We start from the raw sequence: 12,698 nt of genomic DNA, 5'->3' as shown, positions 1-12,698 counted from the left end.
CCCGGGACGTGTCAGCGGGCGAGGGAGACGGCGAAGGGTTGGAAGCCGTCCCTGCGCAGGACGTGGGGCACGATCAGGATCATGGCCTCGGTGGCGCGGGCCGTCGTGATGTCCCCGAGGTCCTCGATCCACGCGGGCTGCCAGGTCAGGTCGACGAGCAGGCCGGCCACGGTCTTCTTCGCGGACGTGTCGTTGCCCGACAGATAGACCGTCGGCGCGGTGGCCAGGGCGGCGGGGGCGGTCATCACCGTGAACAGCATGGTGTTGAGGGTCTTGACCACGCGGGTTTCGGGGAGGGCGGCCTGGAGGCGCTCGGCGAGGCTGCTGCCGGGATAGCACAGGTCGCCGGGCAGGCCGTCGTCGGCGTCGCGGGTGGCGTTGGAGACGTCGACGAGGATCTTTCCGGCGAGTTCGGTGCGCAGGTCGGTGAGGCGCTCCAGGGCGGTGTCGCCGGGCGTCGCGTTGATGACGAGGTCTGCGGTGCGGGCGGCGGTGCGCTGGTCGGCGAAGGAGTGGCGCAGGTCCGTGGTCCCGGCAGGTCGGACGCCCTGCCCGACCGGATCGCGGCGCCCGACGGTGACGTGGTGTCCGGCGGCGGCGAGCGTACGCGCGAGGTTGGTGCCGACGCGGCCTGCGCCCAGGATGCCGATGCTGGTCATGAGGTGGTGCTCCTTGTGCTGTTGCGGACGGCGGACGGGGGCGGGGGAAGGGGGCAAGGGGGTAAGGGGGCAAAGGGGTAAGGGGCTGGAACGGGAGGGGGTTGACGCTTCGCGTCAGGCGAGCGGGGAGAGGATGTCCAGGGCGGCGGCGTGCAGGCCGGGAGCCGCGGCCAGGAAGTCCCTGCTCCCCGCGCTCCAGGGCGCGCCCGCCAGGTCGGTGACCGTGCCTCCGGCCTCGGCCACCAGCAGGGCACCGGCGACCAGTCCGGAACGGACGTCGGAGAACTGCCAGAACGCGTCCATGCGTCCGGCGGCGACATGGATGAGCTGCAACGTGGCCGGCACGGACACGCGCACGACCAGCCCGGCGGTGAGCAGGGCGGTGACCGAATCGCCGATCCGCCGGAACGTGTCCTTGTCCTCGCCGGGCCGTGCCTGGCCGGTGCCCACGAGTGCGGCGGCCAGGTCGGTCTTGGCGGACACCTTCAGGGGGCGGTCGTTGAGGCGTGCCCCGCCACCGGCGACGGCGGTGTAGGTGTCGCCGGTCAGCGGCAGGTGGACCACGGTGAGCACCGGCTGGTTGTCGCGGACCAGGGTGGCGGTGACGGCCCAGTCCGGCATGGCGTGTACGTGGTTGATGTTGCCCTCGGCGGGGTCGACGACCCACCACTCCCCCGGCGGGAGCGCGCCTCCCGCCAGTTCGTCCTCGGCCCACCGCGAACCGGGCCGGGCCCGCAGCAGCGGTTCGCGCACCACGTCGAGCACCGCGTCGTCGTTGGCGTGGATCTCCTCGACGATCTCGTCCAGGCTCACGCCGCGGGCGTCCGTGGTGGAGCGGTCGCGCAGCGTCCGGCCGGCGCTCTCCACCGCGGCCCGTACCTGGGGCAGGAGCGTCGTGTCGGCGTCGAAAGGCATGGCTGTACCCATGGCGGTCTCCCGGGAGGTTCGGTGGTGGGGGCGGGCCTTTCCGTGCCCGCACTGCGAACCTAAGCCGCTCGAACGTTAACAACAAGTGCATGGTTTTCACTCGTAGAGTTACTCTCATGCAACTGGATCTGAACCTGCTCACGGCCCTGGACGCCTTGCTCGAAGAAGGCAGCGTCGCCGGCGCCGCGGCCCGCCTGCACGTCACCGCCCCCGCCATGAGCCGCTCCCTGGGCCGTATCCGCAAGGCAACCGGCGACCAGATCCTGGTCCGCACCGGCCGCAGCATGGTCCCCACGACCCGCGCCCTGGCCATGCGCGCCCAGGTCCACACCCTCGTGCAGCAGGCCCACCAGCTTCTGTCCGAGCGGCAGGAGCTCGACCTGCCCGCCTTGGAGCGAGTGTTCACCGTGCGCTGGCACGACGCCCTGGCCGCCGCCTGCGGTACCGCTCTGGTCGCCGCCGTCCGCCGCCAGGCCCCCGGCGTCCAGCTGCGGCTGCCCGCCGAACCCGGCACGGACACGCCCGAGTTGCGCCGGGGCGAGGTCGACCTCGCGTCCAGCTCCGCACCGCCGGCGCTCCCCGACATCCGCCATCGCCTGGTCGGCCACGATCAGCTCGTCGTCGCCGTCCGCCCCGGCCATCCGCTCACCGAGGGCCGGCTGACCCTTGAGCGCTACGCGGCCGCCGACCACCTCACCGTCTCGCGGCGCGGACGGCTGCGGGACCCGGTCGACGATGCGCTGACCACGCTCGGGCACGAGCGCCGGGTCGTCGCCGCCGGGCCCACGGCCGCCTTCGCCCTGCAACTCGCCCCCGACACCGACCTGGTGCTCACCCTGCCCGACGCGGTCACCCGCGCCGCCAGAGAGCGACTGGGCCTTGTCACCCTGGCGCTGCCGCTCCAGATGCCCGCCATCCCCCTGTACCTGCTGTGGCACCAGCGCCACGACGACGACCGCGCCCACGCCTGGCTGCGCGACCTGGCCACCGAAACCGTCGAGGCCCTGTTCCCGCACCAGACGTCCTGACGCACCCACCGGTGATCCTCGGCGCCGAGCAGTCCCAGCGAGCCGGCACGGCCCTTCGCCGCCGACCACAGGTGAAGCGCGGCTGGAACGCCGGAACGGGACGCCCACGGCGGGATCGCGGTGCGGCCGGCGCGGGCGCCCTACCGGCTGTTCAGGCCGTGCGCTTGAGGGTCAGCGTCTGCTCGGCCGCGGTCCGTGCGCCGCCGACGCTGCCGCCGGTGGTGTCGGTCCAGGCGCGGGTCGGTGTGGTCTCGGCCAGCCTGCCCTGAGTGTCGGACAGGCCGATGACCAGGCCGCTGTAGCGGTTGACCAGGCGCACGGTGTGCGTGGCCGTGCCGTGGGCGTCGCGGCCGGGGACGACGAACCACTGCTGGCCGACGGTGGGGCGGGCCTGGGGTGCCGCGGTCACGGTCGGCTTGGCTCCCCAGGCGCGGCCCGCGGTGGTGGTGGCGTCCACGCCCAGCAGCCGGCCGGTCGCGGCGTTGGCGATGCGGTACGAGCCGTCGGCGTTGGAGGTGAAGACCCAGCGGCTCCGCAAGGAGTTGTCGTCGCCGGGCCGTGAGGTCGTGCCGCTGCCCGTGGCCGCCTGGGCCAGGAAGCGGCCGGTGCCGCTGCTGATGGTGTAGCTGCTGCCGGAGTCCACGGGGGCGGCCGGGCTGCTGGTGTCGATGGTGGTGTCGTAGTACTCGCCGTCGGTGCCGCCCGAGCACTGGAAGGAGCAGTAGCTGCGGAACTTCTTGCCGACGATGGTCGAGCCGGTCTTGTTCACCGAGTCCAGCATCCAGCGGTACCAGGATCCGGAGCGGTAGGCGCCGGTGTCGCCGATCAGCTTCCACTTCTGGGTGGCCAGGTCGTCGGTGGCGTACAAGCGCTGGGGTTGGGTGCTGTCCTGGACGAGGGCCTCGGGCTGGCCGATGTACAGGCCCAGGTGGGCGTCGTAGGCGATGTTCATGGTCAGCAGGTCGGACTTGGCGGGCAGTTCGCCCGCGGCCTGCTGTTGTTGGACGGAGCCTTCGGTGGCCGGGTCGTAGTCGTGTTCCACGGGGGTGTAGCCGGTGGGGTGGCCGGCGTCGACCGGTTCCATGTTGCTCTCCAGGCCGCCGATGCCGGGCTGCGACCAGGCACCGTCGTACCACTTCTTCCAGGAGCCGGGGGCCAGCTTGCCGGACATGGGGGCGCGGGCCACATGGCCCCGGCTGCCGTCCGTCCACGCGCCCGGGACGCCGCCCTTGGGGATGACGCGGGAGTTGTAGTAGACGTAGAAGTAGCCCGACGCGGTGTCCACGAACAGGCGCGCGTCGCCGTTGCCGTAGTGGTACGTGTCGTGCGGGAAGGCCGTGTCATCGCCTCGCCGGGTGCTGTAGGGCGAGGTGAGGACGTGGTCCTTGATGGTCCAGGTCTTGCCCTGGTCCGTGGAGAGGGCGTAGTCGATCGCGTCGTAGTGCAGGCCGTCGCCGAAGGGCTGCGGGGTGAACTCGTTGTGGACCAGGCCGTACCAGTCGCCGGTGTCCGGGTCGACCCACACGCCCATGAGGTCGCAGTAGTTCTTCTGCGCGTAGTGCGAGGTGTCCTCGGCCTGACTGGCCTCCCGGCCGGTGGGGCTGTTGTTGCACCGCCAGGTGGTGTCGTCGTTGCGGTCCTTGGGGTTGGCGGGGTTGACCGCGTCGCTCAACTTGGGGTCACGGGTGGCGGTGTCGAAGTCCTTGCCCGTGTAGAAGGTCCACTTGCGCGGGTCGTCGGGGCCGTACAGCGCGTGGGCGGACTGGTAGTGGAACGTTCCGTCCTTGTCGATGTAGGTGGCGGCGGGGGTGTCGTCGGGGTGGGTCCACGGCCCCTTCTGCCCGACGCTGACCTGATAGGCGGGGGCCTGGCGTGTGGGCGCGTCGGGGGCGGCCGGTGCGGGGGCCGCCACGCCGAGCAGAACGGCGGCGCCCGCCGTGGCGGCGGCCAGGGTGCGTGCGCGGGAACGGAGTGACACAGGTACTCCTCTCGGGGCCGGGCACCCCACGGGCGGCGTGCCCGTGGGGCGGTGGTTCACCATGCGAAGACCGCCCAGCCGCGGTGCGGCAGCGGGGTCTTGAGCTCAAGGCCGGGTACGCCCCGCTGCGCCGGGGCCGCCGCGAGCGCGGCCTGGGCGGGTTCGGCCAGCGGCGCGAGCAGCGTGGCGCTCACGTCGGGTCGGCCGCCGGGCAGGTCGGAGCGGGCTCCGGGCAGGTGGATGCGGGGGTGTGCCGGGTCGGCGCTGCCGTTGGCCACCGCCAGCCGGTGGCCGTCGCCCGAGCGCGTCACGTACGGGATCAGGTGCGGGGCGCCGCTCACCAGGGGAAGGGAGGGCCGTTCGCCCTCCAGGAGGCGGATGGTCGTGTGCAGCAGGCTGCGGCCTTCGTCGCTGCGCGCCAGGTCGGCGGGCGCGGTCGCGGCCAGGACGGCGACGCGTCCGCCCAGTGCGTTGGCGAAGTGGCATCGGCCGGCGCCCCAGGGGTGGCCGTCGGGGGTCTGGATCCGGGTCAGGACGTGGGCGCCGTCCAGGGGTTCGATGCGGGCCAGCGCCGGTTGGACGTCGACGCTCAGGAGCGCGCCTTCGTCCGTGCCGCAGGCGCCCGTGACGTGTTCGACGGCGTAGGGGCCGGGCAGCGCCGGGTCGTCTCGGCCGACCAGCTCACCGGCCCGTACGCCCAGGAGTTCGGCGAATCCGCGCCGCGTCAGGGTGTGGGCGGCCACGCCGTCCAGCAGCAGGCCGCCGCGCAGCAGTTCGTGGATCTCGTCGTCGTCGAAGGCGTGCACCATGCGGCCGAACAGGGCCTGGACCGGGGCCGCTTGCGCGGTGACGGGGATTCCGTGGCCCAGCAGGAAGTCCGCGGTCGGTGCGGGGTCGGCCACCAGGTCGCGCAGTTGGCCCGTCTCGGCGGGCAGATGCGCGGCGGTGTCCTGGCGCCAGGGCAGGCCCACGCCGAGCGGGACCGCCGCCTCTGTGCGGTGCGCGGCCAGCCAGTCCAGGGCCGGCCGGGAGCGGCGCAGCAGCCGGTCGATGCCCGGGAAGCCGTCGGCGCGCGTGCCGTGGCCGGGGTGCAGGTTCAGCAGCAGGGCTTCGGCTCCGGAGAGTTGGGCGGTGACCATCTCCGACCAGGTCTGGGTGTCCGACTTCGACCAGGTGGTGTGCGGCCAGTTCTCGATCTCCGGCTCGCAGGCCACATGCCGCGGACGGAGCGGGCGCTGGGCCTCCAGGGACCACAGCGCGGAGGCCAGGCCGCGGGCGGGGGTGTCGGAGTACGGGGCGAAGTGCGGCCGGTGGCTGAGCTCGCGCCCCTGGGACAGGGCGGCGAACAGCTTCCGCCAGTCGCGGCCCTCCACCGAGTGCATCGCGGGCAGCGAGCTCATCAGCCCCAGGTGGGAGCGTCCGCCGGAGCGCTGCTGCACCACCTGCGCCAGGCCGTGGGCCACCTCCAGCTGGGCCGTGCGCCACACCTGTTGCAGCAGGGCGCGCCAGGGGTGGGGCGGGCCGGGCGCGGTGAGGGCGGCGACCACCTGCTCCCGGGTGACCGGTGCGCCGGCCAGCGCGGCCAGCCGCTCCAGCATGAGCGGCTCGAAGCCGCCGCCCCAGTCGAGCGGGGCGTGGTTGTGGAAGCGGAAGTCGTCCTCGACCCACAGCACCCGGAAGCCCAGGTCCGCGAAGCGCCCGTAGTGCGCGTAGAGCCAGCGGCGCCAAACGGGGCAGGCGAAGGAGGCCTGGGCGGCGGCCGGTCGGCCGCCGGGCGAGACCATGGGCGCGAAGCCGAGCGTGTCGGCCCGGCCCCGGTCGGCGTGGCCGACGGTCACCCAGGGATTGAGGCTGACCTCGAGGCCCGCGGCGCCCAGTATGTCGCGGGCCTCGCCCGCGGCCGCGTACCAGCGCGCCTCCTCGGCGCCGGCGAGGTGCCCGGTGTACTGCTGCTCGGCTCCCAGCAGCAGCACCACTTCCTCGACGCCGTTCTCGCCGCACATCTTGGCCAGGGTTTGGGCCCGGTCCGCGAGGCCGTCGCCGGGCCGGAGTTGGAACCGCAGGTGGTAGCGCGCCCGCCGGGTGGCTCGCGGCCTTGCCGGGGCCTGCCCCGTGCCGGTGTTCATCTGTGCGGCCCCCTCGCCGAACGCGGCTGACGCTCCCTCAGCCCTAATTAATTCGGCTAGGATCCAAAATAAAGAGAGGCTCGTCAACAGGTTCACGACAACCCATCCCGCGGCAGGACGTTCGCCCTGACCGAACGCCCTCCCCTCACGCCCCGGCCACCCCGTAATTTGACCGTCACCCGCGATACACGACGATCAGCATCAGCACGGACCAAGGAGCGGAGCTCGGTGAAGGCAGACCTACGCGGCACAGGCGTACGCGACGTGGCCAGAGTGGGACCCCCACGTGCCGGCGACCGCGCCTCCCTGCGCCGCTCCAACCTGAGCCTGGTGCTGCGCCTGCTGCGCGACGCCGGACCACGCCCGCGCACCCAGATCGCGGCCGAGACCGGTCTGCCCAAAGCCACCATCACCAACCTGGTCGCCGAGCTGATGGAAAACGGCCTGGTGCGCGAGGGCGAGACGGAACGCCACGGGTCCGTCGGCCGCCCCAGCCGTACCGTCGAGCTCGACGGACGCACCGTCTGCGGCATCGGCGTCGAGATCAACGCCGCCTATCTGAGCCTCGTCGCCCTCGACCTGCGCGGCGAGATCGCCCTCCGGCACCGCACCCCGCTGGACACCCGCGGCACCGAACCGGCCGCCGTCCTCGACCGGATGGCCAAGGTCATCGCCGAAGCCCGCACGACACTGCGGGCACAGGGCACCACCCCGGTCGCCGTGACCGTCGCGGCCCCCGGCGTGATCGAGACCGGCTCCGGCGTGGTCTCCTACGCCCCCAACATCGGCTGGCAGGACGTCGCCGTCACCGAAGGACTGCGCGCCCGGCTCGGAGCGGGGGCGCCGCCGGTCGGCCTGGAGAACGACGCCAAGCTGGGCGCCATCGCCGAATACCTCCTCGCCGCCTCGGCCGGCATCCACGACCTGATCTACGTGACCGGCGAGACCGGCGTCGGCGGCGGCATCATCTCCGACGGACGGCTCCTGCAAGGATCGTCCGGATTCGCCGGCGAGATCGGCCACATGCCCCTGGATCCGGGCGGTTTGCCCTGCGTCTGCGGCCGCATCGGCTGCTGGGAGACCCTGGTCGGCCTCGCGGCCCTGCTGCGCGGGGCGGCGCCCCACGACACGGTCCACGACCTCAGCGTCGATCTGGAACAACGGCTGACGGAGCTGCGCCGCCGCGCCGACGCGGGCGACGGCGCCATCCTCGCCGCACTCGAGCGGATCGCCGACGGCCTGGCCCTGGGCGTGGCGTTGCTGGCCGACGTGCTCAACCCCCGGGCCGTCGTCCTGGGCGGCTACTTCACGCACTTCGGCGACTACCTCATCGACCGTGTACGCGCCGGGTTCTCCACCCGCGTCATGGCACCCGACGCCGGCGGCTGCGACATCATCCTGTCGACACTGGGCTTCAGCGCCGCCGCCCGCGGCGGCGCCCACCTGGCACTCGACCGGGTTTACCAGGACCCCAGCGGGACGACGGCGTCCATGCCCATGGGCCGCACCGAACGCTAGGGGATCACCGGCGCGTGCACGGGGTCGACGACCACGCCCGGGTTGAGGATCCCGTGCGGGTCGAGGACCTGCTTGCCGGCCTGCAGGGCGGCGGCGAACAGGCCGGGGCGCTGCTGGTCGTACCAAGGGCGGTGATCGCGGCCCACCGCGTGGTGGTGGGTGATGGTGGCACCCGCCGTCACGAGCGCCTGCGAGACGGCCTGTTTGATCTCGTCCCACTGCTCCACGGTCCTGCCCCACCGGCCCGCGGCGTAGATGCCGAAGTACGGGGCGGGGCCGTCCGGGTACACGTGCGTGAAGCGGCAGGTCACCACGCCTTCGGCACCGACCTGGCGCAGGGCGTCCCGGGCGGCGTCGTGCACGGCCGCGCGCAGTGCGTCGAACCGGTCCCACGTGCAGGCCGTCTCGAAGGTTTCCACGATCATGCCCTGGGCGGCCAGGGCGTCCCGCTGGTACGGCATGCGCACGAAGGCGGAGCGCCAGGTGTCCGCGGCCGCGGTGCGTGCGGCCCGGCCGGCACTGTCGGTCAAACGCGGCGGCTCGGCCAGGGTGCCGCCGTGGTCGCGGCACAGCTCCAGCGCACGATCCATCGAGGCGCTCACGGGATGGTCGGCGGACTCGAAGCCGAGGACCAGGACGGCGGTGGCGGAGCCCGCGTTGATCAAGGCCTCCATCGGGTCGAGCAGACGGCAGTTGGCCGGGTCGAGGCCGGACTGGGAGAGGGCGCGGACCGCTTGCACGCCCGCCTCGTACCGGGCGAAGCCGACCGAGGCACCGGCCCGCCACCGCGGCCGGTCCTGGAGCCGGACCCAGGCCTGGGTGATCACGCCGAGCGACCCCTCGGACCCCAGGAACATCCGGTCGGGCGACGGGCCGGCGCCCGAGCCGGGCAGGCGGCGCGACTCGACGACGCCCGCGGGCGTGACCACGCGCAGCGACTCGACGAGGTCGTCGATGTGGGTGAGGTGCGTGGCGAAGTGACCGCCGGCCCGGGTGGCGAGCCAGCCGCCGAGGCTGGAGAACTCGAAGGACTGGGGGAAGAACCGCAGGGTGTGGCCCCCGGGCCGCAACTGCTCCTCCAGGTGCGGGCCCAGGACGCCGGCCTGGACGAGAGCGGCCCGGCTGGTGGCATCGACCTCCAGCACCCGGTCCATCGCGGTGAGATCGAGGCTGACCACTCCGGCGTACCCCTCCCCCACCCGGGGTTCGACGCCGCCCACCACCGAGGAACCGCCGCCGAAGGGTATGACCGCGATGCCGGCGTCGTGGCACCAGTCGAGCACCTCGACGACCTGGCGCTCGGCGGCGGGGCGCACGACGAGGTCGGGCACGTGGGGCAACTGGCCAAGGAGCGCCCGCACGACGTCGCGGAAGGCCTGCCCGTGGCTGTGGGCCAGCCGGTCGCGCACGTCCGCCGAGACGCTCGCGGCCAGCGAACCGGGGGCGACGATCCTGCTCGCGCCCACGCCGAACGCCTCGATCGCGGGCGCCTCGTGGACGGTCAGATCGGCCTGCGGCAGCAGGTGTGCCGTGCGGCGGGTGAGCTCCGCGCGCTCCGGGCCGCACACGGCGTCCTCCACGGTGCCCCAGCCCCACCACGAACGCGTCTTGCCCTTCACGGCCCGCACCACCGATCTGAACGCAGGGTAAGTTACCTGGCGGTCACTTTGGCATAGGGTGGGGCCATGGGCAAGCAGGAGAACACCGCACGCACCGTCGGCACCAAGGGGATGCCCCGTAAGGAACGCGAGCGGCTGATCCTGGACGCGGCGGCCGAGGAATTCGGCAGGAAGGGATACGCGCGCGGGTCGACGGCCCGGGTGGCCGCGCGGGCCGGCATCACCAAGCCCCTGATCTACGAGTACTTCGGCTCCAAGGACGGCCTCTACCTGAGCTGTCTGGAACAGGCCGGCACCCGCCTGGTCGCGGCCGTGCGGGACGCCCAGGACGGCCCCTGCGACATCACGCGCGCCGCACGCACCCTCACGGCCCTCTTCCACACGCTCGAACCGCGCCCGCACGACTGGGAACTGGTCTACGACACGACACTGCCGGCCGACGGCGACCTCCACACCGCGGCCACGGCGTACCGGCGCGAGCTCAACCGTCTGGGAGCGGTGGGCGTGGCCGAGTTCCTGCGCTCCTCCCCGGCCGACGACCCGCTCGACGCCGACCTCGCCACCCACCTCTGGTACGGGACGGTCGGCGCCGCGGTGGCCTGGTGGCGCCACCACCCCGAGCAGACGGCAGCGCAGATGACGTCCCGCTCGGAACGGATCATCGCCAGGCTCGGCCCCCGGTAGGCCGAGTTGACCGCGACCCGCGGCCGGCCCGAGCCGGCCAGGTCCTACGCGGGGCTCCGGTCGGAGGCCGGCCAGACATAGGGCAGGTCGTCGGGGACGCCGGGAAAGAGCTCGCCGTAGAACTCCGGCGCCTTGCGCAGCAGCGCCGACTGATGGCTGCGGTGGAAGGCGGGATCTCCCAGCCACGGCGGCAGCTCACCGGCCGCGGCGAGCTGCTCCGCGGTGCGTACGGCACCGTCGGGGTGGTGGCGGGTGAAGTCGGTGACGAGCGTGGTGGCGCAGGTGTCGGCGCGCCCCTGCGCCACCCACGTCCCGCACACGTCCAGGCCGTAGCGGACCAGGGCCTCCTCGTAGCCGGTCCACATGCGTACCGCCGGGTGATGGCGCCATCCGTAGCCGGGCACGATCAGGCCGCGCAGGACTTGGATGGCCTCGACCCGCTGCTTGCCCAGGCGTGCCTGGTCCAGGGCCTGGGCCGACCGCGTGAAATCGGAGTACGGGAGAAAGGTCTGCACACCTCATGCCTACCGCGGCAGACCCGTCCCCAGACGCATCCGCTCCGCCCACCGCGAAGCGGCCGGCGGCCATGTCTCCGCCGACCGCGGCAAAGACGCTCGGTGCGTGCGGTAGGGGACGTCGAGGCGGGCGAGCAGCGCCTCGCGGACGGACGGGGGTGACAAGACCTCCACCGCGTCGACCACCGGCCTGTCGCTCAACCCTCCTGGCGAGGGCCCCGTGCACCCCGTGCCGGGCCCCGGGACGTGAGGCCGTTCAGGAGGGTGCGCAGTACCGCGAGGCGGTGGGCGCGAAGTCGTTCGGCCGCTCCCCGCTCGCCCGGCGGCGTGTCCGACGTGCTGAGGGCTTTGCGGGTGGCGTGTGCGGCGAGCAGGCCGATGAGCAGCCGGGTCAGGGCGCGGCTCGCGCCGGCGCAGGCCAGGAGCCACAGGGCGAGGCCGGTGGTGGAGGTCGGCATCGTGGACCGTCCTTCTACGAGAAGCTTGAGGGGTGCCAGGGGTAGGGGAACTACGCGGCATACGAGGGCTGCACGTCGTACGAGGCAGCCGAGGTGCCCGGTGTACCGCCGCGGGCCCGCGGTCCGATGCCCCGCAGGAGCGTGGAGTTCCTCCGCCGGGCAAGGCGGGGCGGCCACGCCTGCGCCACCTCCTCGCGCCCGCGGGGTTGTTGTCCCTGCGCGCGGTGGAGAGCATGCGCGGATGGAGATCTGGGACCGGGACGACGGCGATGGCCTGGACGACGGCCGCGAGCCGCGCGCGCACCGCAGGAAGCGGGATCTGCCCTTCCCCTACGACCAGGACCTGTCGGGAATCTTGCCGCGCCTCAACCGGCGTACCGTCTGGGGCCGCGCCCGGCTGGCCAACCACCGGGTGACGGCCTCGCTCCTGGCCGCCGGGATGCGGCTGCTCGACGAGCACTTCGGGCCGTGCGCCGAGCGGCCGGTCACGAGCAAGAGCCTGCTGCTCGGTCCGTTGTCGCAGCGCTGCGTGGCTGAGGCGTTCGGCCGCAATCCCGGGCCCTTCGACCGCCACGGCGACGGAGCCGGGCTGCTGCGCGACCGGTGGACGCCGTACTCGAACTTCGTCGTCGATCTGATCAACTTCGCGATGTGGAAGGAGAACTACCGTCCGGAGTTCCGCGCGCGGCGTGCCGCGAACACCCGCCGGCTCGTGCACGGGCGCGACGGGCACGACTTCGTGCGCGCCGTCCACGACATCGCCCACCGCCACACCACGGAGGGCCTGGACATGCCGTCCGTACGGCTCGGTCTCGCCCTCATGACGGTCGCCGACGCCGACGAGGAGATCGCACGGATCGCCTCCGGCATCTACGCCGACTACCTGGGCTCGTGGAAGGAGCTGTACGCCGCCGTTCTGCGCGCACGCGGCCTGCGGTTACGCCAGGGGCTCAGCCTCGACGATCTGGCCGACGCGCTCTCGGCCGCCAACGACGGCGTGACGCTGCGGGCCCTCGGCGACCCGGCCTCCGGTGTCGTCGACGACGTGCGCCGCCGCTCGCTGACCGGCACCCTCACGCTCGCGGTGATCCATGCCTTCCTCGAACCGGAGGACGAGGTCAGTGGCCTGTCCCTGGAGCAGGCCGTGGCGGCACGCTTCGGCGGGCGGAGGTAGGCGTCGGGTTCC

At 73.1% G+C, this 12,698-nt stretch carries 11 protein-coding genes; 4 read left to right on the top strand and 7 right to left on the bottom strand.

Annotation, left to right across the window (positions count from 1 at the left end; all coding sequences use genetic code 11):
• Window positions 1-11: 11 nt before the first annotated feature.
• Window positions 12-659, bottom strand: a complete 648-nt coding sequence (locus QBL25_RS40200; RefSeq protein ID WP_409061909.1) for an NADPH-dependent F420 reductase — start codon at window positions 657-659, stop codon at window positions 12-14.
• A gap of 114 nt (window positions 660-773) precedes the next feature.
• Window positions 774-1,586 (bottom strand): inositol monophosphatase family protein, encoded by an 813-nt coding sequence (locus tag QBL25_RS40195; protein WP_409061908.1) that lies wholly within the window; start codon window positions 1,584-1,586, stop codon window positions 774-776.
• Window positions 1,587-1,702: 116 nt separating this feature from the next.
• Here QBL25_RS40195 and QBL25_RS40190 point away from each other — a divergent pair, with 116 nt between their 5' ends.
• Complete coding sequence (locus tag QBL25_RS40190) at window positions 1,703-2,614, top strand: LysR family transcriptional regulator (RefSeq protein WP_409061907.1); 912 nt, start codon at window positions 1,703-1,705, stop codon at window positions 2,612-2,614.
• Window positions 2,615-2,765: 151 nt separating this feature from the next.
• Here the strand turns inward: QBL25_RS40190 and QBL25_RS40185 are convergent, their stop codons facing one another.
• Window positions 2,766-4,592, bottom strand: a complete 1,827-nt coding sequence (locus QBL25_RS40185) for an RICIN domain-containing protein (RefSeq protein ID WP_409061906.1) — start codon at window positions 4,590-4,592, stop codon at window positions 2,766-2,768.
• A 56-nt stretch (window positions 4,593-4,648) separates the two neighbouring features.
• On the bottom strand, window positions 4,649-6,718 hold the full coding sequence (locus QBL25_RS40180) for a hypothetical protein (protein ID WP_409061905.1): 2,070 nt from the start codon (window positions 6,716-6,718) through the stop codon (window positions 4,649-4,651).
• A 228-nt stretch (window positions 6,719-6,946) separates the two neighbouring features.
• Here QBL25_RS40180 and QBL25_RS40175 point away from each other — a divergent pair, with 228 nt between their 5' ends.
• Window positions 6,947-8,236, top strand: a complete 1,290-nt coding sequence (locus QBL25_RS40175; RefSeq protein WP_409061904.1) for an ROK family protein — start codon at window positions 6,947-6,949, stop codon at window positions 8,234-8,236.
• Here the strand turns inward: QBL25_RS40175 and QBL25_RS40170 are convergent.
• A complete protein-coding gene (locus QBL25_RS40170) occupies window positions 8,233-9,855 on the bottom strand; it encodes an FAD-binding oxidoreductase (RefSeq protein ID WP_409061903.1) in 1,623 nt (540 codons plus the stop codon). The two genes, QBL25_RS40175 and QBL25_RS40170, sit on opposite strands and share 4 nt — an antisense overlap.
• A gap of 66 nt (window positions 9,856-9,921) precedes the next feature.
• Here QBL25_RS40170 and QBL25_RS40165 point away from each other — a divergent pair, with 66 nt between their 5' ends.
• Window positions 9,922-10,539, top strand: coding sequence for a TetR/AcrR family transcriptional regulator (locus tag QBL25_RS40165; protein ID WP_409061902.1), 618 nt, complete (start codon window positions 9,922-9,924; stop codon window positions 10,537-10,539).
• A gap of 44 nt (window positions 10,540-10,583) precedes the next feature.
• On the opposite strand, the gene QBL25_RS40160 is transcribed toward QBL25_RS40165, so the two are convergent.
• Complete coding sequence (locus QBL25_RS40160) at window positions 10,584-11,054, bottom strand: MSMEG_6728 family protein (protein ID WP_409061901.1); 471 nt, start codon at window positions 11,052-11,054, stop codon at window positions 10,584-10,586.
• Between the two features lie 197 nt (window positions 11,055-11,251).
• Window positions 11,252-11,512, bottom strand: a complete 261-nt coding sequence (locus QBL25_RS40155; RefSeq protein ID WP_409061900.1) for a hypothetical protein — start codon at window positions 11,510-11,512, stop codon at window positions 11,252-11,254.
• Window positions 11,513-11,753: 241 nt separating this feature from the next.
• Here QBL25_RS40155 and QBL25_RS40150 point away from each other — a divergent pair, with 241 nt between their 5' ends.
• Complete coding sequence (locus QBL25_RS40150) at window positions 11,754-12,686, top strand: hypothetical protein (protein WP_409061899.1); 933 nt, start codon at window positions 11,754-11,756, stop codon at window positions 12,684-12,686.
• Window positions 12,687-12,698 lie beyond the last annotated feature (12 nt).

Origin of the sequence: Streptomyces sp. SYP-A7185 (genome assembly GCF_046103685.1) — a bacterium.
In the GTDB taxonomy this organism is placed as follows: Bacteria; Actinomycetota; Actinomycetes; order Streptomycetales; family Streptomycetaceae; genus Streptomyces.
This window is presented reverse-complemented; position numbering and strand designations above follow the sequence as displayed.